The following is a 22,216-nucleotide window of genomic DNA, read 5'->3' as shown; positions in this document are numbered from 1 at the left end:
ATGCGATTCAAAGAGCACGGCCCGGCTAGTCCTGTCAATGACTGACCGAATGCCCCCGTCATGTCTGCAGTCGCGGTGGCTGGAACCAAGGATTATGCAATCTTCTCGTAGCGAACACGCTACGGATATCATTGCCAAGGTATCGTTACCGGCTAAGTTTTGACCTCGTCAGCATGACCACGCTCGACAGAAAAAACTCGGCCCATCAACTCCGCTCAAAAAACTCATCCTCATCAGCTGCGGTGTATTTGTGGGAATCAAACATCTATTGGCTTGTTAAGTTGGGTCAGTTTTTGTCATAAACGATACGTCCGTCCTTCCTCTGCCGCAGTTATCAGATTGATAATACCTATAACTATACGGCGTAACTAAAGGCGATGGCTTGCACTGCGTCATGTGATGTTGCAGCTTCCATGGCCGCCAGCAGGGTATCACGCCGGGCCGTGTGGATGGTCAGCAGGGCGGCATATCCGTCTGGATCATCCGTGAGCGCTGTGGCAACCTCATAAGTTGATGGCGTCGCACTTGTACTTGGCATCGTGAGGCTTGCAGACATTGCCGCATCAAAGCCTGCGTTTATCTGTTGCCGTTTGGTAGACCTGGCATCGGCCAGCGGCTGTTTCGGCGTTTTGAGCAGGGTACCCGTAGGTAGCGGGCCTGCCGCTTTCATTTCCCCGCGCGGGTGTGCCGAGCTTGTCGTCAGGCAACCACCAGGGCGTTGCCTCCTGCGCCAAATTCTTGCCAAATTGTTCGGCAGGGCGGGCGCGGTGGTCTTCAACAAGCACAAAACCCTTACCTTCAATATGCTGGGGCCAATTGTAGCCCCAAGGCGTCGGGGGTAACGGATCATAGGAGGCATTGTTGGGCAATGTGCCGTGATCTTCTATCAAACCGACATAATATCGTGTAGCATCAAACTGATTAGCAAGTGCCATTGATTCTCCCTATGCTGTTGGCTGGCCAAGGAATGCGCAAGGCAGACCACCATAACCACGGGGCTTATTTGCATTGCCCGTGATCACAACGCGCGCTGTATTGAGCGACCACACCTGACGGATAGGTATTCTCTGTGTACGTCAAATTCTTACCAACAATCGCTGAGCCAGATGTAAATGGACCCGAGGCTGCGGTACTGCTTAAATATCCATCGACACCACCAGCAGAAAAGAAAATTTGTCCTACTATGTTACGTATCATGTCGATATGTACGCCACCAACTACTAGAGAGTCGTACCCCGCAGGTTCGGCATATATACCTCTAATGTCTGGCAAGCGCAGCGTACCTGCATTCAAATCTTGCACATAATAAGGCACACCACCAACGCCATTGAACCCAATGTTGGTTCCATCCGCCAAGATATAATATATATGGGTCGATAGTTCCTGCCACTGCGATTCTGTTTTACAAAGCAGTTGACCTTCCGTGGTCTGCAGATAAGCCCATATCTGCGAATACGTAGTGGCCACGTTTGTGAGCAATCCTCCATAACAAGATTGCATGTCGTGCTTGAGCGTTGGATGGCGGAACAAGTAGAACTCGCCAAGCTCATATCTTAAAGCGGACAATTGACCGGTTTCGTCAATTTTGATTGTTACGCCGTCAGGATGGCAGATGCCGTTGGCTTCCTCTGTGGCAATGCCGGGCAGCTTGGATTCCAGCAATCCCATAATAACAGACACAAGCGCCACCTCAACTTTATCCAGGTCGCCATCGTCCTTGACTCCGCCCGCATAGCGCCGGGCCAAAAACTGCGCGAGGCCAGCAGACATGTGTGAGACCTGCCGCGCCTGTTTGTTTGCCAGCTCCTGCCGTGCGATTCCCGGCTGGTGACCGATGGTGCGCTGCACGTCGGCGGCGTACTCCGCCTGTGCGAACAGATCACGACCATCAACGCCTTGAGCGCAACACGGCAAAATATCATTGATAACATTGGCAGCATCAACAGTGACGCCAGTGTCTTTGGTAGTGGACATAGTGTCCTCCGTGTCCCCGGTGTAACCGGGGAAAGCTCACATCGACACCCTGATATTGTTCAGGGTGTCAACTAGCAGGCCTCAGCACGGAGGCCAAACGGCCTGCCCCCCCATCCGGCTAGGCCGTCAGCCTGGCATCCCCAGGCCACCAGCGGGCCGCCATCCTGCGTAACGGCACACCAGCTCACGCGCACCCCCTCAGGCTTGAGAGCTATGTAATTGCCCATGAGCAAAGCCTGGGAAACGGCATCTGGTCGCATGCCCGCTATGCCTACAACCATGCTCATGTCCTGGTTGTCCTGAATCATAATGATGCCGCCGGTATCTGCAAACGCAGATTCCCACACGTCGTAAGCTCCAAGAATTAAGCCGTTCCAGGCGACCGTCACTTGTTATTCTGGCGTTGACCATGTTCCGGCCTGCGCCTATTCTCTCCAAACCAATAGCCCACGCGGCTTTCCCGTTCCTCTATATCCTTCTATATTCCGGTATATTCCGGCTCTCGTTTCTCCAAGTCTATCTGCCACTTAACAAAGAAAAATAAACCTGCGCTGGTATCAGGCCTGCCCGGCTTTGATTTGGAGCCAATTCAACAGACGACGCTTCGCTAAATCAGTATCACGGCCTTTTTATGCCCGCTCCTGTCAGGCACACCAATCAGGTTGTATAATTTTACTAAGTGGATTCACGAGGGAGTCCCCGTGGCTGGATTGCCATGCCTCACTGGGCAAAAAACTTTTTCTTGGTGTTCACAAAGCAAAATCTCCCCGGCCAGAGCTGAAATTTAACGGTTCTGCCGCGTCGAAATTTACAGGTAATGGGCTGACGCGCAAAATAATTTTACAAAAAAAATCGTATCCGCTTGACACTTGCCTCCCATTTGCGTAAACACCTCTTCACGCAATGCGGGTCATTAGCTCAATTGGTAGAGCAGCTGACTCTTAATCAGTTGGTTCGGGGTTCGAGTCCCTGATGGCCCACCAGAAAATCCAGGTTCGCGGTTATACCGCGAACCTTTTTTCTTTTGTTATCTCTGTAGTTACAAAAAAACCGGCCACTGGCCGGTTTTTTTGATCATTGATTCCTCGATTCCTTGCGCGCTGCTTATGCTGTCACTTGCCCAAGCCGCGCACAGGCCTGGAGCCTACAGAATATACTGGCTCAAATCCTGATCATCGCGCACATCCTGCAAGTGCTCTTCCACATAGGCCTTGTTGACCACCACCTGCGCACCGGGCATTTCGGGCGCGTCAAAGGATATGTCAGCAAGGATTTTTTCCATGATGGTATAGAGCCGCCGCGCGCCGATGTTTTCCGTGCGGGTATTGGTGTCTTCGGCAAATGCCGCGATTTCTTCCAGCCCGTCATCCGTAAAGCTCAGGCGAATCTGCTCCGTGCCCAGCAATGCCTCATACTGCTTGGTCAGGGCATTGTCCGGCTCCTTGAGGATGCGCAAAAATTCTTCCTTGCCCAGAGGCTGCAATTCAACCCGCAAGGGAAAGCGCCCCTGCAGTTCGGGGATCATGTCCGATGGCTTGCTGAAATGGAAAGCCCCCGCCGCAATAAACAGGATATGATCCGTGCGGATCATGCCATACTTGGTGTTGACCGCACTGCCTTCCACTATGGGCAGCAGGTCGCGCTGCACGCCCTCGCGCGAAATGTCTGACGTGCGGTTTTGCGAGGAGCTGGCGATCTTGTCAATTTCGTCAATAAAGATGATGCCCGTCTGCTCCACCCTTTCGCGGGCCTTGTCCACCAGGGCTTCCTGATCCACAAGCCTGCCCGATTCTTCCTGCACAAGCACGGCAAAGGCATTGCGCACCTTCATTTTGCGGCGGCTGTGCTTGGGCGGAAAGGCCTTGCTGAACATGTCCTTAACCTGCCCCCCCATCTGCTCCATGCCGGGGATGGCGAACAGGTCAACGCTGCCGCCGCCCTGTTCGGTCACTTCCACTTCCACTTCCCGGTCGTCCAGAAAGCCAAGGCGGAACTGCTGCAAGAGCTTTTCGCGCGTGGAGGCGCGCTCTTCCGACCCAAAGGAGCTGGGCAACAGCAAATCCATAAGGCGCGATTCCGCAGCGGCCTCGGCAGCCTTGCGTACACGGGCGTTTTCCTCATCGCGCACAAGGTTGATGCCGATTTCCATGAGGTCGCGCACCATGGATTCCACATCGCGCCCCACATAGCCCACTTCGGTAAACTTGGTGGCTTCAACCTTTACAAAGGGCGCTCCGGAGAGCTTGGCCAGGCGGCGGGCAATTTCCGTTTTGCCCACGCCCGTGGGGCCCATCATGATGATGTTCTTGGGCGAAACTTCATCGCGCAGCTCTGGCGCAAGATGCTGCCGCCGCCAGCGGTTGCGCACCGCCACGGCAACCATGCGCTTGGCCTGTTCCTGTCCCACCACAAATTTATCAAGCTCGGCAACTATGCCGCGAGGTGTCAAAGTACTCATCAAATTCTCCTGCTATAGGCACATTCGTATGTAAATATAGGCATTGCCGCGCACATGGCAATGGAGAGACAAAAGGTTTTCTCCACTGCAGCAGCGTACCTGCGCGTACTGCCCTTGCGTACACTTTCCTGCAACGATACACTGAAAAGGTGAGAGCGAGAAATCTGGAAATCCAACCTCGCTAATAATAATCATTGACAATAAAGCCTTGATAGCACAGAATCCAAGAACCCTGAAACAATAAGGAGTTTCCTATGGATACAGTTACGTTCAAAGGCAATGTCATGCATCTTGAAGGCACCCAGCCCGCCGTTGGCGGCAAGGCTCCCGACTTCACGCTGACCGCCAACGATATGAGCCCCCGCAGCCTGAAAGACTACGCTGGCAAGGTGCTTGTGCTTGTATGCGTTCCCTCGCTGGATACTCCCGTATGCGATATGGAAGTTCGCCGCTTCAATACCGAAGCCGCCGCCCTGTCCGACAAGGTGCGTATTGTGGCCGTGAGCCGCGACCTGCCCTTTGCGCAGGCCCGTTGGTGCGGAGCTGCTGGCGTAACCGCTGTTGAAGCCCTGTCCGACTACCGCGCTGGCGCCTTTGGCAAGGCCTATGGCATCCTGATCAAGGAGCTGGATCTGCTGGCCCGCACGGTCTTTGTGGTCGCCCCCGACGGCACCCTGGCTTACAGCCAGCTTGTGGGCGAAGTTACCCACGAGCCTGACTACGCCGCCGCTCTGGAAGCGGTCAAAAAGCTGGCCTAGCTCATACAAGCTACCCAAAAGCCAAAACGCCTTCCCCAACTGAAAGGGGAAGGCGTTTTTTTGTGGTATCGGCCAGAGCAGGCGCAAAGATGCGCTGCGGCACTGCCGTCAGGAGCGTCTGCGGCCCGTGGCCTGAGCGGCAAAGAGGCTCACCGCAAACCAGCAGCAAGCCACAAGAATAATGGTGGCCCCGCTGGCCGTAGCCAGCCATTCCTGAGCGGAAAGGGTCAGCCCTGCGAAGGCGGATGATGTGCCCACCAAAAGCGCCCACCAGAACATGCCCCCGGCAGAGCGCGCAAAATTGCGGGCCGTGGCGGCGGGCACAATGAGCATGGCCGTCACCAGCAGCACGCCCACCGCCCATACAGAAAACATCACCACCAGCGCCAGCAGCCCGGCAAAAGCATACTGCCACATTGCCACGCGTACACCGTGAACCCGCGCCATAACCGGATTCAGGGCAATATACATCAGCCTGTTGTAGCCCACGGTCTGAAACAGAAGCAGGGCAATAAAGAGCAGGGCCAGAAAGCCAATTTCACCATCGGTGATGGTAAGGATATCGCCGTACAAAAAGCGCTGCATGTCCCTACCTACGCCCTCGGCACGGCTCACCACGGCAAGACCAAAGGCCACCACGGCAGAAAAAACAATACCGATGACTGTGTCGGACGAAAGGTCGCTCTTGCGCCGCACAGCCATGATGCCAAGCCCCACCAGTATGCCAAACAGGGGCATGGCAAGACGCGGCGGCACAGCCAGTATCAACCCCAGCGCAACCCCGGCAAAGGCCGAGTGCCCGATGGCGTCTGAAAAAAAGGCCATGCGAAAATTGATAACTTCCACCCCGAGTACAGAGGCCATAGGGGCCAGCAGCAGCACTCCGAGCAAGGCTTGCTGCATGAAACGCATTTGCAGGCAATCGAGCGGAATCATGGAAATAAGCGCATATATTGGGCTGAGATCAGGCACGGGAACCTCCCTGATCCGGCGATTTTTCGCCGCAGGGTTCACTTTGTGAGGCGCTCATGCGAGCAGCCAGGCGCGCGTTCAGGCGGGCGGCCTCCCGCCGCTCTATGGCCGCATAGTTGGGCAGCAGGCCCTCGGCTTCGCTCACCACGCCGCACTGGGGGCAGCCGGGGTCTTCAGGGTCGCACTGGTCCGGGTACAGGTGGATAGGCACGCCAAAAAGTTCCATAAGGGTGGAAGATGTCAGCGTGGCGCGCGGCGCGCCTGTGGCGCATACTGTCTTGTTGAGGCAGATCACGTGGGTTGCGTAGTGCGCCACCAGAGGCAGATTGTGGCTGACCATGATCTGCGTAAAGCCGCGCTCGTGCCGGGCGGCATCCAGCAATTCCCAAAAGAGCCTCTCGCCGCGCACGTCTACGCCTGCCGCAGGCTCGTCCAGCACCAGCAGTTCCGGATTGCGGCCAAGAGCCGCAGCCAGCAGCACACGGCGCAGTTCGCCGCCAGAAAGGTCACCCATGCGGCTCTGCTCCAGATGCTCGGCCTTGACCATCTGCAAAAGCTGCCGCCCCTCGCTGCGCGCCCAAGGGCGCAGGCCCAGCCACAAGGGCTGGCGCTGGCGGCTCAGGGCCAGAAATTCGCACACGCGCAAGGGCAGGCTGCGATCCATAATCAAATGCTGCGGCACATAGGCCATGCGGGGCTGATGCTCTAAACCAGCGAACTGGATACGCCCTGTATAGGCCATTTCGCCAATAAGGCAGAGCAGCAGCGTGGTCTTGCCCGCCCCGTTGGGGCCCACAAGAACCGTGCTGCCGCCAGCGGGCGCGGTGGCGCAGATATTGTTCAGAATAAGATTGCCCCCCCGGCTGAGGCATACATTCTCAAAGCAGACCGAGGGGGCAAGCAAGCTGTTATTTGCCAAAGTACTTCTCTAACATGGCAATATTTTTTGACATAACTGTTTCGTAATAATCAAGGGGCGCGCCAGACGGCCCCGAGGCCAGAGGGTCAAGCTGCACTGCCGGAACACCCGTTTCCGCCGCAAGGGCGAGCACGGGCTTGTCCGAATACTGGGGCTCGCCAATGAGCACAACCGGCTTGGATTCTTTTATCTTTTTTACGAGATCAAGCAGACGCGCCGCAGAGGGTTGAGCCTCTTCATCTTCCTGAATCACATCCACAAGGTTCAGCCCGGCATCGCGCACAAGGTAGGCCATGCCATCGTGCAGGGCCACCACATTCTTGTTGGCGGCATTGGCCCCTACGGCGGCAAGGCGCTGGCCCAGAGCCTCAAGCCTTGCGGCATAGGCATCCGCAACCTGCGGGCAGTTTTTTGCGGCAACCGGCGCAGCAGCAGCAAGGCCACGGCCAATATTGCGCGCCATCACCGCAGCTTGCAGCGGGCTGGAAAAAGCATGCGGATTCAGGCCGCCGTGGTCGTGCCCATGGTCATGGCCGTGTTCGTGAGCATGATCATGCCCTTTTGCCGCTGCCGCAGGGTTGTGGTCATCCTTATGGGCTGCGTCCGCCTTGCCGTGGTCGGCATCGTGATCTTCGTCATGTTCTTCAACAATGGCGTTTATGCCCTTGCTGCTGTCGATGACGGCGATCTTCTTGCCTGCGGCGGCAAGGGGTTTTTCCAGAAAGGACTCCATGCCCAGGCCGTTGATGATCACAACATTGGCCTTGGAGAGTTTTTGCATGTCCTTGGGGGTCAGCGCGTAGTCGTGCGGGCAGCCGGTCTGGGCGGGAATGAGCAGATCAACCTGCACATCCGGGCTTGTCTGGGCAACAGCGCGGGTTAACAGGTATACGGGATAGGTGGTGGCAAGAACGCGCACCTTGGGCTCAGCGGCAAACGCGCCAGTAACCGCAAAAGCGGTTACGAGCAGCGTGCATAAGAGTGCCAGGCCGTGATGTTTGCCCTTGCGAAACAAGACAGAAATACAATTGCTCATGGTACTTGCTCCTGTTTGCAAAGCAAAATGGTCAGATAAGACCCCGCAGCAGCCGTGTCAAGCCGGATATTTTCAACCCGACAGCGGTTAATCCTGAGCGGACGGAAGCCAGTGTTTGATGAATCTGCCTTCTTCAATTTCAAAATACGCCTGCATCAGCTCCTCATCCGTATTCATGACAATGGGGCCGCCCCAGGCAACCGGTTCCCGCAAGGGTGCGCCGGAAACCAGCACAAAGCGGCATTCCTCTTCGCCGCCTTCAAAGGCCACGGTGTCCCCATCGCCCAGCAGGTAGGCGTGCCGGGCCAGCATCGGCTCCCTGCCCTCCATCAAGAAGCAGTCGCCAGCATACAGATAGGCAAAAACAGTGTGGGCGGGGTTGGTCTCCACCTGCCAGCGCGCCCCAGGTTTGAGTCGCACGTCAAGAAAACGCACATCCACATAGTCGCCCCTGGCAGCGCCTTCAACGCCCTTGTATTCACCCGCGACCACGGCCACGTAAGCGGCCTCTTCCTCAACGCACGGCACCATATCAATGGTGATGTCGCGGTACTTGGGATCGGTCATCTTGTGGGCGGCCGGCAGATTGATCCAGAGTTGCAGGCCGAGCATGCGCGGCGAGGCAAGGGGCATCTCCTGATGCAGAATACCGCTCCCGGCGGTCATCCACTGGCAGCCGCCATCGCGGATAACGCCAGCATTGCCCAGGCTGTCCTTGTGCTCGATGACGCCATTCACAAGATAGGTGAAGGTTTCAATGCCCCGGTGAGGATGCATGGGAAAACCCTTTACGTAATCCTCCGGATTTACGGAATCAAAGGCATCAAGCATAAGAAAGGGATCAAATGTTTTGACTGTGGGCGAACCAAGCACGCGCACAAGGCGCACACCTGCGCCATCAATAGTGGGACGCCCCGTGACGTCTCCGGTGATGGATCGTAACTGCATGTGCTGCCTCCTTGTGCCGGGCTTTTCGCCGTATGCGCAGTAAGCCTGGCTTGCATTTTTTACAGTGCACCGTATGCTGCCGACCTGTTCGCGCTCAAAACGCAGCCACAGACGGGGAGAATACGTGTCGAAATTTCTGAGCAGACTCGCGCTTGGTGCCCTCTGCATAGCCCTTGGCTGCCCTCCCACGGAACTTGTTGCCGAGGGCGCATCGTTCGCGCCCGCTGCCGACAGCGCAAAACCTGCCACGGAACTTGCTGCGGAACCCAGCGCGGGCCAGCCAGACAGCCCAGAATCCAAGGCTGGACAAACAGACGCGCAAAAAACATCTGCCAGCAGCCAGCATGCAGCGCCTGAATCTTCCCCAGCAATACCGGAATCAGCCCATCCCGGATCAGCCGCCAATGCCGAGGTTTGCCGTTCCTTGCCGCCCCTGCGAGAGCTGATTACATCCCCCTTTGGCAACCGCCGCATGCCCGGCTGGCTCAGCAGGCGCGGCGTGGTCATGCGCGATCATGGGGGTGTAGACATCCGCGCGCACATGGGCTGGCCTGTCACGGCCTTCAAGCCCGGCACAGTCATCCGCGCCGGAGAAAACGGCCCACTGGGCATCTCCGTTGATGTCCGGCAAGAGGACGGCATGACGGCGCGCTACGGGCACATGTCAAAAACTCTGGTAAAAACCGGGCAGCGCGTTACCGCAGGCGAACCCGTGGGGCTTGTGGGGTGTACCGGCAGAACCACCGGGGCCCACCTGCACTTTGGCCTGCTGGACGCCTCCGGCAAAGCCGTTGATCCTCTGCCCTATCTGCATTCTGCTGATGAAGTGCTGCGCCCCGCCCCGGCGGACATACCGCCCGTCATTGAAGCGCAGTCTTGCGGGCCTGTGATGCGCGGCCCCAACGGACGTCCCACCCGCATGGGCACTACGCTGAAAGATCTCGATAACTACACTCCGGCGCCCATCCCCACCTGGGATCAGCGCCGTTAGCAAGAACAGCCAGCCAGCGTCTCGCACAGGGGTCCGGGCAGAGTCCCACCCCGATCAAGGGAGAACGCCCCGCACAGCAATGGCCAGAGAATGACCTGAACAATGGCCTGATTCCAGGCCTAATTACGGGTTCGCCGATCTGCCGCCGTACGGGCCTTCTTGCGCGCTTTGGGCCACAGGGCCGCCACAAGCACAAGCTGCCCAACCACCAGCACCGGGTCGCGGTCAAACAGGCCCGCGCCGAGCACAAGGCCCGCCCCAAGCAGGGCTGCGCCGCGGCTGGCGTAAAACCTGCCCGCAAGCTGCAAGACAACGCCAAGCCCGACCACTATGGCAAAGAGCATTGCCGGGGCGGTTTCCGGCGCAAGGAAAATGGGCAAACCGGGCAACGCAGACGAAATATCCGCCTGCGCCGCCGCAGCTGCCAGAGCAAATACCGTCAATGCTAATCCCAGACCAGCGCGCACCACTCGCCGTCAATAACGCGGCGGGGTTTGGGCAGGCATTGGGCCATATAGGCTTCTTCCACGCTGTCAGCCTGAATTTCAAGCAGGCCGGAGAGCACCATGCATGCGCCGGGCTTGCAGGCCCACACAATGCGCTGGGCAAGATCAATCAGCGGGCGGGCCAGAATATTTGCCAGCACCAGATCATAGGTGCGGCCTTCAAGCGCGTCTATGCTGCCAAGGCCCACTTCAAAGCCATCGATTCCGTTGATCTGCCTGTTTTCAATGGCATTTTCCACGGCCAGCATGTCGATGTCGTAACCTTCACCGGTCAGGCCGCTCTTGCAGCAGGCAATGCCAAGCACGCCCGAGCCAGTGCCGAGATCCAGAAAATGCTGGCCCGGCTTGACGCGCCCGGCTTCCACAAGCTCGCTCAGCACGGTGAGGCACAGGGCCGTGGTGGCATGATGGCCCGTGCCAAACGCGCTCTTGGGCTCGATGACAATCTTTTCCCGACCGGGAAAATCATTGCTGTCGGCAAGCCAGGGGGGCAGCACCACAAAACGGTTGCCGCAGGGCACAGGCGTAAAAAACTGCCGCCATGCTGCCAGCCAGTCCTGGTCCTCAAGCGTGGTCAGGGTGTATTCCGCAGCGGGAATGCGGGCCTGAAGATCGCTTTGCAGGTTGTTGATAAATTCGGGGTTTTCGCAATGCACGCGAAAGCGGGTTTCACCCGTGGGCAGGGTTTCTTCTTCCCAGCCAAAGGGCACACCCAGGGTCAGCAAGCCGGTGGCGCGGTCTGCATCTTCTTCGGCCACAACCATTTCCAAACGAAAAATCTGCTTCATAATCCTCTCGCTCAGTGTTTGCGGCGGGGCCACTGGCACACCAGCCGACCAGCCAACAATGCCAGACTTCCCCTACCGGGTCGAGCCCCTTTGGCGGGCCGAACCTCTTTTGCGAGGCGTTGGCCCCCGTAATACATACTTAATCAATAAGGATTGCCATGCGCCTAAAATGCGGGTATAGTAACTAACTTATCGAAGCCTTTGTATTCCCCTTTGCAAGGAACATCCATGTCTGACTCCCTGTGCACGCCGTTGTCACCCGAGGAAACATCGCCCAGTCTTTCCCAGGCCCATGCCGCCGAACTTGAGACCCTGCTGGAACGCATCCGCACCGATTTTGATGTGGAATTCGAACCGCTGCATGTGGACGAAAATCCCCTTGAGGTGCTCTCCATACAGAATATGAGCGCCCATCTGGACAAGCTGCTGCAACGCAAGGCCATCCATGATCCGCTCAAGGATCTGCCCCTGTGGGCAAAGCTTTGGCCCGGTTCTTTTGTGCTGGGCCGCCTGCTGCGCAAGTACGAACCGCAGGGCAAAAGCCTGCTGGAGCTAGGCGCTGGCTGCGGCGCGCTGAGCCTTGTAGCCGCCCGCTACGGCTTTGCGCGCGTGGTGCTGAGCGATGTGGTGGAGCAGGCCCTGCGCTTTGCCAGGGCCAACGTGCTGCGCAACGGCCTGGGCGACCAGATTGAAGTCACCCATGTGGACGTGACCGCGCCAGGGCGCGACCCGCGCTTTGCCAGCGGTTTTGACATTATCGCCGCCTCGGAAATTCTCTATCTGGACGAGCTGCACAGGCCGCTGGTCAAATTTGTGGATCGCCACCTCGCACCCGGCGGCAAGGCCTTTTTCTGCACCGATGTAGCCCGCGCCAAACCCCATTTTGGCAAAATCGCGGCCAAGACCTTCAAGATAACCGAAGGCCGCATCGGCGTTAAATCCCACGATGAAAACGGCGAAGAACAGCGCCGTCTGTACAGCATTCTGATTCTGGAGCGGCCATGAACGAACAGTTGCCCATTATAACCCTGGCCCCCTGCCCCAAGGGCTACACGCGCGATCTGGACAAAACCATGAGCCCCGCGCAGACCATTGCCCGCGTTCGCGAGCGGCTGGATTCCTCCCGCCTCGACATTTTGTCAAAAACGCGCCGCGTGGACGTGGGCAGGCTTGGCATACCTGTGTTCCTGAGCGTGTGCGGGGCCGATGCCCGGCGCATCATGCCCACCCGCAAACAGATGGGCAAAGGTTCCTCCGCCGAACAGGCCGAAGCTTCGGCCCTTATGGAACTGATGGAGCGTTTTGCCTTTTTCAGCTTTTGGGAAGAACGCCCCCATATGGTCAGCGCCACATGGAGCGAGGCCGAGGCCCGCTTTGGCAGCGATCTGCTATCCATTGAGGCCATGCTGCGCTCGGTGGACGACACCCTTTCGCCGCAGGATGCCCGCCGTGTGCTTGACCTCACGCGCTGGCAGTTCTACCCCGCCACCCGCCTGCTGGACGGCAAAACCGTATGGCTGCCGCTGGACTGGTTCAAGCTGCTTGGCGAATTTAACGGCACTTCGGCTGGCAACAGCCGTGAAGAATCGCTGCTGCAAGGTCTGAGCGAACTGATCGAGCGCCATGTGTGCTGCCGCGTTGACCGCAACCTGCCCACCACGCCCACCATCGACCCGGCATCCTGCGCCTTTGACCCGGTGCTGGCCGAACTGCTGGCGGCCTTTGAGCGCGAGGGCGTGCGCATTGTGCTGAAAGATTTTTCTCAGGGCATGCCCCTGCCCACGGTCGCCGCCGTTGCCTGGGATCCCAAAACCTTTCCCGACAGTTCTGAAATCGTCTACACCGCCGGTACTGCGGCTTCCCCCGCCAAGGCGGCCATCCGCGCGGTTACGGAAGTTGCCCAGCTTGCAGGCGATTTTTGCACCCGCGCCTGCTACGAGGCTTCGGGCCTTTCCAAGTACACGGCCCTTGAGCAGATCAACTGGCTTATCGAGGGCCCAACCGTCTCCCTTGCCAGCCTGCCCACCGTGGAGAATTCCGATATCCGCGAAGAACTGCTCACTGCCCTGCGCGGCCTTGCCCCGCTGGAGCTTTACGCGGTAGAAACCACGCATCCTCGCCTTGGCATCCCCACCCACTACAGCATTGTGCCGGGCCTGCATTTTCGCGAGCGCGACCGCAACCAGAGCCTTGGCCTCTTTGTGGGCCGCAAACTCGTGGAGGAAGCCGATGCGGAGACAGTGCTGCACGGGTTGAAGGTGCTGGAATCGTGCTATCCCGGCGCGCATTTTCTGCCTTTTTTTGAAGGCATGCTGGCCCTGCGCGCGGAAGACTTCAACACTGCCCGCAGCGCCTTTGCCGCAGCCGTTCCCCTGCAACCGGATGCGGATTCCCAGGCTCTGGCCTCCTTTTACCTTGGCTATGCAGACACCCTTGAATGCCGCTGGCAGGAGGCCCTGCCCGCGCTGGCAGCCGCTGCCAGGCTCTGCCCGGACATGAAGGAATACGGCAATCTGCTTGGCGTGGCCCACTTCAAGACTGGCGACTATGTCAAGGCGGCAGAAGCCTTTAAGGCTGTGCTGCGGGTGGACAAAGGCTCTGCAATGGACCTCGCCAACCTCGGCCTATGCGAAAAATTCATGGGCAATGCCGAGCCGGCCCGCGAATATCTGAGCGCCGCGCTGGAGCTTGATGCCAGCCTGGATTTTGCCCGCAATCATCTCGCAGAGCTGGAAGGACAGGCGAGCTGAACAGGCTCTAGAATTGGCTCCATAACTGGCTCCAGAACTGGCTCCATCCCCCAATCGGGAATTGGCGTTTCTGTCTGGCGTAATGCCGCAAACACGGTTTTGCCGCGCTGAATGCGTCAGCGCCGGGTTTTTGATGCTTCCGTGCAGGAATACGGGTGCGCAAAATCCCGGCGCTTGCTTTTCAAAAGCTGCAAGTCCTTTGCCTGGATGCTTCCAGCACTCCATTGATATTCTTGATAAAATACACATTTTGCCTCAGCATGTCTCTGAGGGTATAAGAATACGCGCTTCACGCAGAAAAATTGCGGCTGCCTGCCTGTGAGGTAAAAGGCAGCGTATGACAACTACGCGGTGGAACTGGAGAAATATAGTGAGCTTTGCAGTCAAGGAAATCTTTTATACGTTGCAGGGGGAAGGGTTCCACGCGGGCCGCCCCGCGATTTTCTGCCGTTTTTCCGGCTGCAACCTCTGGTCAGGGCGGGAAGAAGATCGCAAATTTGCCAAATGCCCATTTTGCGATACAGACTTTCTCGGGGCCGAGAAATCGGGCGGAGAATTCAAAAACGCCGCTACGCTGGCCCAGGCGATCTGCTCTTTTTTCCCCAGCTATACGCATCCGGGCTATCGGCCGTACGTGGTCTTCACAGGTGGGGAGCCTGCCCTGCAACTTACAGAAGAATTGTTGCAGGAGTTGGGCCGCTGCGGTGTGGAAACAGGAATAGAAACCAACGGGACGCTCCCCCTGCCCAAAGGCCTGGACTGGATTACGGTCAGCCCCAAGGCGGGAACAAAGCTGGTTGTTACATCCGGGAGCGAGCTGAAGCTCGTCTGGCCTCAAGAGGGCATTTCCGTACAGGATTTTGAGCAACTGGATTTCAAACATTTTTTTCTGCAACCACGCGACTATGCAGGTCAGTCACAGGCAACAGAAGATGCTGTCAGAATCTGTCAGGATCGCCCGCTGTGGAAGCTCAGCCTCCAGACGCACAAGTTTATCGGCATTGCTTAGGAGAACATATGGATATTTACGTTACTATGACGTTTGACGCGGCGCACCGGTTGCCCGCTGTACCGGTAGGCCACAAATGCGGCAATCTGCATGGGCATACTTTTGTTGTTGAAGTTTATGTGCAGGGCGAAGTGTCTGAAACCAATGGCTGGGTTGTTGATTTTGGCGACATCAAAGCGACTGCGAAGTCGTATGTTGACCAGCTGGATCACACGTATCTGAATGATATTGAAGGGCTTGAAAATCCCACCAGCGAAAATATCGCCATCTGGCTCTGGGGCAAGCTGGATCCCCAGATCAGGGGGCTTTCAAAAATCGTGGTTAAGGAAAGCCCCACGTCTGGTGCCGTGTACACCGGGAAGTAGGGGGAAGATAGCAACGGACAGATAGGAGGGGCGGGCGGATTTTTCTGACTCTCAATTTATCCATTTGATCATGGCTGAACGAAATATTCAGAGAGCTGTTTTCAGCACTTCAGAAGAATCTTCAATCATGGCTGAAGCAGCTTTTGATTCAAAGCGGAAGCGTTCTCTGGCATTAACGCGGCGCGGAGGGAGATCCCCTGAGTGAGCGCAGCGAGGGAAGGAAGCTCCCGCAGCTATAGCCGCGTTGCCCTCGTAGCATAAAGATAGTTGAAAGCCCTCTTTGGGGGTGCTTCGGGGGGGGATGCAAGGGGGGCCGCGAAGGGGGCGAAGCCCCATAACCGGCCCCGCCTTGCCGCGCGCCGCGCAGGCTTCCAAAATTTCGCCGGAGGGCGAAATATCGTGCCCAAAGAGCAAAAAATTTAATCGACCTCAGTGGGTAAGCTGAAATCGCGTGCCGCACAGGCGTCCTAAACTCCGCCAGAGGACGGAATCCTGTGCCCACAGGGCAGAAAATTTCAGAAATTTCAGTTAGCCGCCCGCCCCGCAAGCCCCCCAAACGTCCCCTAATTCCAGAAAACCCTCGTCATAACCTCGCACTTCCCCAGCATGCCTGGTTCAAACTGCTTGCCCTCGCCATCACTGATGGTTATGCGCACAGGCACGTAAACTTCCGGGCGGGCCGCAGTCTCACTGGCATCCTTGCTATCCGCAAGGGCATTGGGCGGCAGGGGCTGCGGGTCGAGCCTGTCATAGACGCGCCCTTCAAGCCTGGTGTCATTTTTCAGGGTTATGGCGCATTTCTGGCCCGGCTTGAGGGCATTGGCGGCATCCTGCGTAAAAAAGGCCAACAGCCAGAAGGATTTTTGCGCTTCCTTGCCCTCGGGCAACAGCAGGACCACGGGTTCACCGCGCTGCACAGACTGCCCCGGCATGGCGATGCCGCGCAGAATGCGCCCATCCTGCGGCGCGTAGAGATTGCCGTCCACAGCATTTTGCGGCACGGCATTCATGGCAGCGCCCAAGGCGCCTGCCACATATTTTGGCGCATAGCGGTTGCTTGAGGCCAACTGTTTGTAACGCAGAGCTTCCGCACGCACTCGGGCAAGTTCCTGATCTATGGCTGCGCGCACAAGGCTGACCTGTTCAAATTCCACAATGGCCCGCTCCTTGGCAAGGCGGGTCTGAGCTTCCGCCTGCTTGGCGGCTGCGTAGCGCGCGCTGCCCACGGCGCGTTCACCGCCCTGGCTATCAAGGGTGCGCAGGGCAAGCTGGGCGCGCACATGCTCTGCCACGCGCTCTTCACGCGCTTTCTGTTTGAGATCTTCATCATGCCGCGCCAGTGCGATGCGGCGCACCATCTCCTGTTCCGAATCCTGCGCCTGCTTGAGCCGGGCTGCGGTTTCTTCAATGCTCGGCGGGCCAGCCATAGCGCGCAGACCGGCTGCCTCGCGCCCAGCTTCGCCCACACGGCCAGCATAAGCTCTGGCGTCCAGCCGGGCCAAGACCTGCCCTTTTTTGACGCGGTCGCCCTCGCGAACAGCCACGGATTCGACCTTGGCGGGGAATTCGGACGAAACCGCATACACCATGCCATCGAGCATGGCCCAGGTGCTTGTTACGCGGCCAGATTCAATCCACCACCACCCGGCGGCAACCAGACAGCCTATCACCCACAGGGGCAGGAGGCGCAAAAACATGCGGCCATGCTTTTTCAGTCTGGGTTCGGGCATTTGCAAATATATTGGTTCGGGCATGTCGTGTCCTGTGGGGTTGGAGCATTTTCATGACATTATCATAAAAACATGCAGATACCGTACCATACTACCCGCAATGCTCTTTACAAGCCGCTCGCAGACGCTTACAAAAGCTGCATTCACGGAGAAGCGGCTTTTTGCCGTCAAATCTCCGCCAGGGGAGTCGACACATATCATGGTCTTATCGCGAATCTGCGCCCTGCTTTGCCTGGGCTGTCTGCTTGCCGGCTGCGGTACCACCCGCCCTGTAGTTGTGGTGGAAAAAGACGAATTCATGAAAATGGCGCATAACATGCCCAAGGAACTTCAGGCCCGTGACCTGCTGGACAAGGACGGCTCCTACACGGCCCCCATGTCGTTCAAGGGTTTGAAAGACTACGGCGACATACTTTTCACCCGCCTTTCGCCCTCATTTATGCTGCAAAACGATACGGCGCACGATGTGTATCTTGGCGAAACATTTTCCGCCACCATCCTGCCCGACAGCCGCGTGCAGCGTTTCCCCAACGGTTTCAGCATCAATCATGCCACGCAGAAGCTTAAAGTCAATATGGTCGGCATTGCGGACTGGAACGGGGACGGACAGGATGAATGGATAGTTTCCTGCTTTGTGGAACCCAAGAGGGGCGGGCGCACCCGCATTTATTACGTGCTGGTTCCACCGCCGCTCAATGATCAGGAAAAGCTCAAGGGCACTGTTGCTGCGGTATACGAGTGCTTTGGCCTTTCCTGCACGCTGTACGTGCGCGACAGCAAGGTCATTCAGCGCGATGCCGCCGATCCGCTCTTGCCGCCTACGGAAGTGCATGACGTGGTGCCCGGCTTGCAGCCTGTCACTACCCCGCCCAACAAGGCCAAACAAAAGAGCGGCGAAGGTCTGGAAGAGCGCAGCCTGTAGGCCGCACACTCGTCCAACCCTGCAGTATAAGAATCAGAGGCTGTCGGTTCGCACAGAACTGGCAGCCTTTTTGCGTCCGAGCACCAGCAGAGCCAGCCCTCAACTGAATTGCGCGGCAACATGCAGGCGCTGCGGTCAACGGCCTGCCCCGAAGGCATCCCCCACGATTTTGCCGCATCTTACGCACCCTTGCCCCTGCCCCCGCGCGCGGATAAAGCACTGCAAAAGCGGAACTGCCTGCGCATGGGGGCCGCTGTTGGGGCATCCAGCCGCAACCGCACAAATCGCCCGCCTGTGCGGCACTATTATGACGCCGCCTCACCCTGGGCAAAAGGCAGCCACTGCTGCTCAAAAAAGCGCCAAGTGCTGCCCTGCAAAAAAGAACCCCGCCAAGGCAGGGGTTCGGTTCGCAAGAACCTGCTTCCCTGCCCCGGCGGGGCAAAATCATTTCAAGCTAAGCTAGAGCTTACTTGAAAGCCTTTTCAAAGTTGGGCACGACCTGCTTTTTGCGGCTCATCACGCCGGGCAGCCACACGGATTTGCCTTCGGCCTTCACGCCAAAAGCCTTTTCCACCACGGAAGGATCGTCAGAAACGATCAGCATTTCAGAGCCTTCCTTCATGATGTCGGTGAGCAGCAGGAACACGCTGTGACGGCCTTCGCCCTTCACGCGGGCGATTTCGGCCTGAAGGCCAGCCTTGACGGGTTCCAGAATGGAAAGGTCGACCACTTCGAGCTGGCCGATGCCAACTTTCTTGCCGCCCATGTCGAAGTCCTTGTAGTCACGGAAGACCAGATCCTTCATGGAGGTGCCTTCAACGGCGCTCTTGACCTTGAACATTTCCATGCCCAGAGCCATAACGTCGCTCACGCCCGCGATCTTGGCCAGTTCTTCAACGGCCTTCTTGTCGGCGGGGGTGCAGGTGGGGGACTTGAAGATAACGGTATCGGAGAGGATGGCGCACAGCATGCCGCCAGCGATGCCCTTGGAAATTTCCACGCCGTAGAAGTCAAACATGTTCTTCAGCACGGTGCAGGTGCAGCCCACGGGCCAGATCCAGGCTTCCAGGGGCGCGGAGGTGGTCACATCACCAAGCTTGTGGTGATCAGCGATACCGAGCACACAGGCAGAATCCATTCCCTTGGGGGCCTGAGCCAGATCGGAATAGTCCACCAGATACAGATTCTTGCCAGCCACGTCGGCAACAACCTGGGGAGCGGTGAGACCGAACTTCTTGAGCACGAATTCGGTTTCAGGAGTGGGCGCGCCCTGAGCGGCAGGGGTAACGTCCAGACCGCGCTTGCTGTACAGGTCGGCGGCGGCAATGGCAGAAATGATGCTGTCGGTATCAGGATTCATGTGACCAATAACTAATGCGGACATGACAGTCTCTCCTTCCGGTATTGTTCGGGTATGCGGTTCAGTGCGACCGCTTTGTTCTCTTTAGCACAAAGTCCTGTCCATGCCAAGGTCTTCGCACAAAAAAACCCGAAACAGATTAGTGGACACCCTACCCCACAAAACACATCTATCTGAAAATAAACGATATTTTTAACTTAGTGATTTTTTTATTTTTTCGTCGCCTTGGGATGGGCCTTGTCATAGGCTTCCATCAAATGCTCAAGGCTTACCTGCGTGTAGCGCTGGGTGGTGGTCAATCTGCGGTGTCCCAGCAGCTCCTGCACGCTGCGCAGGTCGGCCCCTGCCGAAAGCAGGTGCGTGGCAAACGAATGGCGCAGGCTGTGCGGCGACACTGTAAAATCCAGCCCGGCCCGGCGGCACAGGCGCTCCACAATGCGCGCGGCCTCCCTGCGGTTCAGGCGCGAACCACGCGAACCCACAAACAGGGCCTGCTCTTCCGGCAGGGCCAGAAGCGGGCGCTCGTCAAGCCATGCCCTGAGGCTCTCGCACGACGTGTCGGAAAGCGGCGCAAGCCGCTCACGCGAGCCCTTGCCCATAACGCGCAGCACGCGCGATGAAAGCTGCACATCATCAATATTGAGGCCAAGCGCCTCTGAAATGCGCAGGCCAGAACCGTAGAGCAGTTCCGCAAGGGCAAGGTCGCGGCACAGCAGGCGCGCGGATTCGGCGCTCTCTGTCCCGGCCGGCCCATGCTCCGCATCCAGCAAGGCAAAGGTTTCGTCCACATTCAGGGCGCGAGGGTGGCGTTTTTCCTGCCGGGGATTACGCACCTGCGCGGCCACATTTTCTGTTACCACACCATTGCGCTGTTGAAAACGGAAGAATGAACGCACAGCCGCCAGTTTTCTGGCCATGGAGCTTTTGGCCTCGCCCTGACGGAACAGCCAGGCCAGATAGGCCTGCACGTGCCGCCGGGTGACGGATTCGGGCCTTCCAAGGTCAGCATCCTGCCCGCGCAGAAATTCGATGAGTTGCGCAAGGTCGCTGCCGTAGGCTTTGAGCGTGGCGGGCGAAGCGCCCTTCTGCACTTCCATCCAGGCCAGAAAGGCATCAACAAAGAGCTTTGCCCGGTCGGGGCCGGGTTTGCGTTGCCCGCCAGCGGCCTGTTCCTGCGTGTTTGGCGTGGCTGCCTCGGTCAACGAGCCTTGCGTTTGCTTGCCCGCAGTTTTTTTGCGCGCTGTTGTTTTGGCCGCAGCAGCACCGCCCCCGGCTTTTTGGCTGGTGGTCGCGCCGACCGGGCCTTTTTGCCCGCCCTGTGCCCTGCTCATGCCGTCACCTCATAGCGCGCGCCGGGCAAACGCCGCACCTTGCCCAGCATCTCAAGCCCCACAAGAGCGGCATTGGCCGCCGCAGCGCTCAGCCCTGCGGCATCAGCCAGAACATCGGCATGGGTGGGGCCATGCTGACGCAGATACGCAAGCAGATCAGCGTTGCCATCGGCGGCAGCGGCGTTTTCCGCAGCGGCGCGCTCGCCCTCGTTAAGGGGCTGCACTGTGCATGCATTGCTGCTGGCATCATCTATAATAGGTGCATTTTCGCTGGCATGCTCCCCGGTTGGGGCATCCTGCTCATCGGCCTTGCCGGGTTTGCCAGCCGCCGCGCCCTTGTCTGCGGTGCCCCGGCCTGCTGCGCTGGGTGCTGACGCTCTGGACGTGCCTGCCGCCTTGGATGATTGCGGCACAGGCACATCCTCCAGCAGTCCTTCCTCTTCACCGGGAACACTGCCCTCGCTGATGCCAAAGGGCCGCAACTGCTCCGCCAGATCGCGCAACACGTCCTCGGCGCTGAATACGGCATGCGCGCCCTGACGCACCAAATCCTGACAGCCAAGGCAATGGGCATCCAGCGCAGGCCCCGGCACGGCGTACACTTCGCGGTTTTGCTCCAGAGCCAGCCGCGCCGTGATAAGACTGCCCGACCGCTGGGCGGCCTCCACCACCAGCACTCCCAGCGACAGCCCGCTGATAATGCGGTTGCGGATGGGGAAATTGCCCGCATGCGGCAGAGTGCCGGGCGCGAATTCAGAGATCAGCAGACCCCGGCGCTCCATTTCATCAAAAACAGTCATGTTGCCAATGGGATAGAGCATATCAATGCCCGTTCCCAACACGCCGATGCTGCGGCCAACGCGCTCAAGCGCGGCCTCATGGGCAACCCTGTCTATGCCCAGCGCCATGCCGGAAACAATGGCAATGCCGCAGGCCGAAAGGCAGCGCGCCATGTATTCGGCCACAGACCTGCCATGTTTGGTGGCCTTGCGCGAGCCAACCACCGCAAAACCCGGCGATTGCAGCAGGGAAAGATCACCCCGGCAATAGAGCAGCAGGGGCGCATCAATAACCGGGCGCAGCAGCACGGGATATTCAGGGTCTGTCCACAGGACTATGGATGCGGCAAGATCGCGGGCGCGATCCCATTCTTCTCTGGCAGTGACACGCCACGACCCCGTAGCCAGTTCGGCGGCCTGCCCCTTGTTGACGCCCGCCTCATGCCAGAGTTCGCGCGCCTGCACGGCGGCGTAGGCCGAGCCAAAGTGCCGCGCAAGGCGTGCGGCAGAACGCGCACCCAGCCCACGGCAGTGCCGCAGGGCAAGGCTTGCCCAGTATTCCTTGCGGGCGGCCTCGTCCATTACAGCCAGAGTTTTACATGGCTGGCTCATGCCGCCAC

Annotated in this window: 22 protein-coding genes and 1 tRNA gene; 8 read left to right on the top strand and 15 right to left on the bottom strand. The window is 58.3% G+C overall.

Annotated features, from left to right (window positions below; all coding sequences use genetic code 11):
* Window positions 1–355: 355 nt before the first annotated feature.
* The 4 genes from NE637_RS04380 to NE637_RS04365 form a co-directional block, all read right to left on the bottom strand.
* On the bottom strand, window positions 356–538 hold the full coding sequence (locus NE637_RS04380; RefSeq protein WP_192111510.1) for a hypothetical protein: 183 nt from the start codon (window positions 536–538) through the stop codon (window positions 356–358).
* 25 nt (window positions 539–563) lie between these two features.
* The gene (locus NE637_RS04375; RefSeq protein ID WP_227117531.1) at window positions 564–935 is read right to left on the bottom strand and encodes a hypothetical protein; all 372 of its coding nucleotides are present in this window, start codon (window positions 933–935) and stop codon (window positions 564–566) included.
* Between the two features lie 64 nt (window positions 936–999).
* Window positions 1,000–1,974, bottom strand: a complete 975-nt coding sequence (locus NE637_RS04370; RefSeq protein ID WP_227117532.1) for a hypothetical protein — start codon at window positions 1,972–1,974, stop codon at window positions 1,000–1,002.
* 71 nt (window positions 1,975–2,045) lie between these two features.
* Window positions 2,046–2,321 (bottom strand): baseplate wedge 1 family protein, encoded by a 276-nt coding sequence (locus NE637_RS04365; RefSeq protein WP_371740806.1) that lies wholly within the window; start codon window positions 2,319–2,321, stop codon window positions 2,046–2,048.
* 560 nt (window positions 2,322–2,881) lie between these two features.
* Between NE637_RS04365 and NE637_RS04360 the strand changes: the two genes are divergently transcribed.
* A tRNA-Lys gene (locus NE637_RS04360) sits at window positions 2,882–2,957 on the top strand.
* Between the two features lie 161 nt (window positions 2,958–3,118).
* On the opposite strand, the gene hslU is transcribed toward NE637_RS04360, so the two are convergent.
* Window positions 3,119–4,432: an ATP-dependent protease ATPase subunit HslU gene (gene hslU, locus NE637_RS04355; protein WP_215647677.1), complete on the bottom strand. Its 1,314-nt coding sequence runs from the start codon at window positions 4,430–4,432 to the stop codon at window positions 3,119–3,121.
* A gap of 254 nt (window positions 4,433–4,686) precedes the next feature.
* On the opposite strand from hslU, the gene tpx reads away from it, so the two are divergent.
* Window positions 4,687–5,190, top strand: coding sequence for a thiol peroxidase (gene tpx / locus NE637_RS04350; protein ID WP_215647678.1), 504 nt, complete (start codon window positions 4,687–4,689; stop codon window positions 5,188–5,190).
* Between the two features lie 108 nt (window positions 5,191–5,298).
* Here tpx and NE637_RS04345 read toward each other — a convergent pair whose 3' ends face one another.
* From NE637_RS04345 to NE637_RS04330, 4 genes are all read right to left on the bottom strand, one after another.
* The gene (locus NE637_RS04345) at window positions 5,299–6,162 is read right to left on the bottom strand and encodes a metal ABC transporter permease (protein ID WP_022658602.1); all 864 of its coding nucleotides are present in this window, start codon (window positions 6,160–6,162) and stop codon (window positions 5,299–5,301) included.
* Window positions 6,155–7,081: a metal ABC transporter ATP-binding protein gene (locus NE637_RS04340; RefSeq protein WP_192111504.1), complete on the bottom strand. Its 927-nt coding sequence runs from the start codon at window positions 7,079–7,081 to the stop codon at window positions 6,155–6,157. The genes NE637_RS04345 and NE637_RS04340 overlap by 8 nt, the downstream gene beginning before the upstream one ends.
* Window positions 7,071–8,117: a metal ABC transporter substrate-binding protein gene (locus NE637_RS04335; RefSeq protein ID WP_227117536.1), complete on the bottom strand. Its 1,047-nt coding sequence runs from the start codon at window positions 8,115–8,117 to the stop codon at window positions 7,071–7,073. Before NE637_RS04335 ends, NE637_RS04340 begins: the two co-directional genes overlap by 11 nt.
* An 87-nt stretch (window positions 8,118–8,204) precedes the next feature.
* Complete coding sequence (locus NE637_RS04330) at window positions 8,205–9,065, bottom strand: pirin family protein (RefSeq protein WP_209817622.1); 861 nt, start codon at window positions 9,063–9,065, stop codon at window positions 8,205–8,207.
* Window positions 9,066–9,189: 124 nt separating this feature from the next.
* Between NE637_RS04330 and NE637_RS04325 the strand changes: the two genes are divergently transcribed.
* Window positions 9,190–10,056: a M23 family metallopeptidase gene (locus NE637_RS04325; protein WP_227117538.1), complete on the top strand. Its 867-nt coding sequence runs from the start codon at window positions 9,190–9,192 to the stop codon at window positions 10,054–10,056.
* 119 nt (window positions 10,057–10,175) lie between these two features.
* Here the strand turns inward: NE637_RS04325 and NE637_RS04320 are convergent, their stop codons facing one another.
* Both NE637_RS04320 and NE637_RS04315 read right to left on the bottom strand, forming a co-directional pair.
* Complete coding sequence (locus NE637_RS04320; RefSeq protein ID WP_227117540.1) at window positions 10,176–10,499, bottom strand: hypothetical protein; 324 nt, start codon at window positions 10,497–10,499, stop codon at window positions 10,176–10,178.
* Between the two features lie 2 nt (window positions 10,500–10,501).
* Window positions 10,502–11,350, bottom strand: coding sequence for a 50S ribosomal protein L11 methyltransferase (locus NE637_RS04315; protein WP_215647682.1), 849 nt, complete (start codon window positions 11,348–11,350; stop codon window positions 10,502–10,504).
* Between the two features lie 228 nt (window positions 11,351–11,578).
* Between NE637_RS04315 and NE637_RS04310 the strand changes: the two genes are divergently transcribed.
* From NE637_RS04310 to queD, 4 genes are all read left to right on the top strand, one after another.
* Entirely contained in the window at window positions 11,579–12,355 is a 777-nt protein-coding gene (locus NE637_RS04310; protein WP_227117541.1) for a class I SAM-dependent methyltransferase, read from the top strand.
* Complete coding sequence (locus NE637_RS04305; RefSeq protein WP_227117543.1) at window positions 12,352–14,100, top strand: YcaO-like family protein; 1,749 nt, start codon at window positions 12,352–12,354, stop codon at window positions 14,098–14,100. Before NE637_RS04310 ends, NE637_RS04305 begins: the two co-directional genes overlap by 4 nt.
* A 370-nt stretch (window positions 14,101–14,470) precedes the next feature.
* Complete coding sequence (gene queE, locus NE637_RS04300; RefSeq protein ID WP_227117544.1) at window positions 14,471–15,109, top strand: 7-carboxy-7-deazaguanine synthase; 639 nt, start codon at window positions 14,471–14,473, stop codon at window positions 15,107–15,109.
* Between the two features lie 8 nt (window positions 15,110–15,117).
* Complete coding sequence (gene queD, locus NE637_RS04295) at window positions 15,118–15,474, top strand: 6-carboxytetrahydropterin synthase QueD (protein ID WP_192111495.1); 357 nt, start codon at window positions 15,118–15,120, stop codon at window positions 15,472–15,474.
* A 563-nt stretch (window positions 15,475–16,037) separates the two neighbouring features.
* Here queD and NE637_RS04290 read toward each other — a convergent pair.
* Window positions 16,038–17,228, bottom strand: coding sequence for an HlyD family secretion protein (locus NE637_RS04290; RefSeq protein WP_192111494.1), 1,191 nt, complete (start codon window positions 17,226–17,228; stop codon window positions 16,038–16,040).
* 175 nt (window positions 17,229–17,403) lie between these two features.
* On the opposite strand from NE637_RS04290, the gene NE637_RS04285 reads away from it, so the two are divergent.
* Entirely contained in the window at window positions 17,404–18,126 is a 723-nt protein-coding gene (locus NE637_RS04285) for a hypothetical protein (RefSeq protein WP_192111493.1), read from the top strand.
* 466 nt (window positions 18,127–18,592) lie between these two features.
* Here NE637_RS04285 and NE637_RS04280 read toward each other — a convergent pair whose 3' ends face one another.
* From NE637_RS04280 to dprA, 3 genes are all read right to left on the bottom strand, one after another.
* Window positions 18,593–19,510 (bottom strand): manganese-dependent inorganic pyrophosphatase, encoded by a 918-nt coding sequence (locus tag NE637_RS04280; RefSeq protein ID WP_192111492.1) that lies wholly within the window; start codon window positions 19,508–19,510, stop codon window positions 18,593–18,595.
* A 185-nt stretch (window positions 19,511–19,695) separates the two neighbouring features.
* Window positions 19,696–20,817 (bottom strand): tyrosine recombinase XerC, encoded by a 1,122-nt coding sequence (locus NE637_RS04275; protein ID WP_256267577.1) that lies wholly within the window; start codon window positions 20,815–20,817, stop codon window positions 19,696–19,698.
* The gene (gene dprA / locus NE637_RS04270; RefSeq protein ID WP_227117548.1) at window positions 20,814–22,208 is read right to left on the bottom strand and encodes a DNA-processing protein DprA; all 1,395 of its coding nucleotides are present in this window, start codon (window positions 22,206–22,208) and stop codon (window positions 20,814–20,816) included. The genes NE637_RS04275 and dprA overlap by 4 nt, the downstream gene beginning before the upstream one ends.
* Between the last annotated feature and the right edge of the window lie 8 nt (window positions 22,209–22,216).

It is taken from the genome of Desulfovibrio desulfuricans, from assembly GCF_024460775.1.
GTDB classification, from domain to species: domain Bacteria; phylum Desulfobacterota; class Desulfovibrionia; order Desulfovibrionales; family Desulfovibrionaceae; genus Desulfovibrio; species Desulfovibrio desulfuricans_E.
Note: the sequence above shows the minus strand (reverse complement) of the source record. Positions and strands in the feature narration are given on the sequence as shown.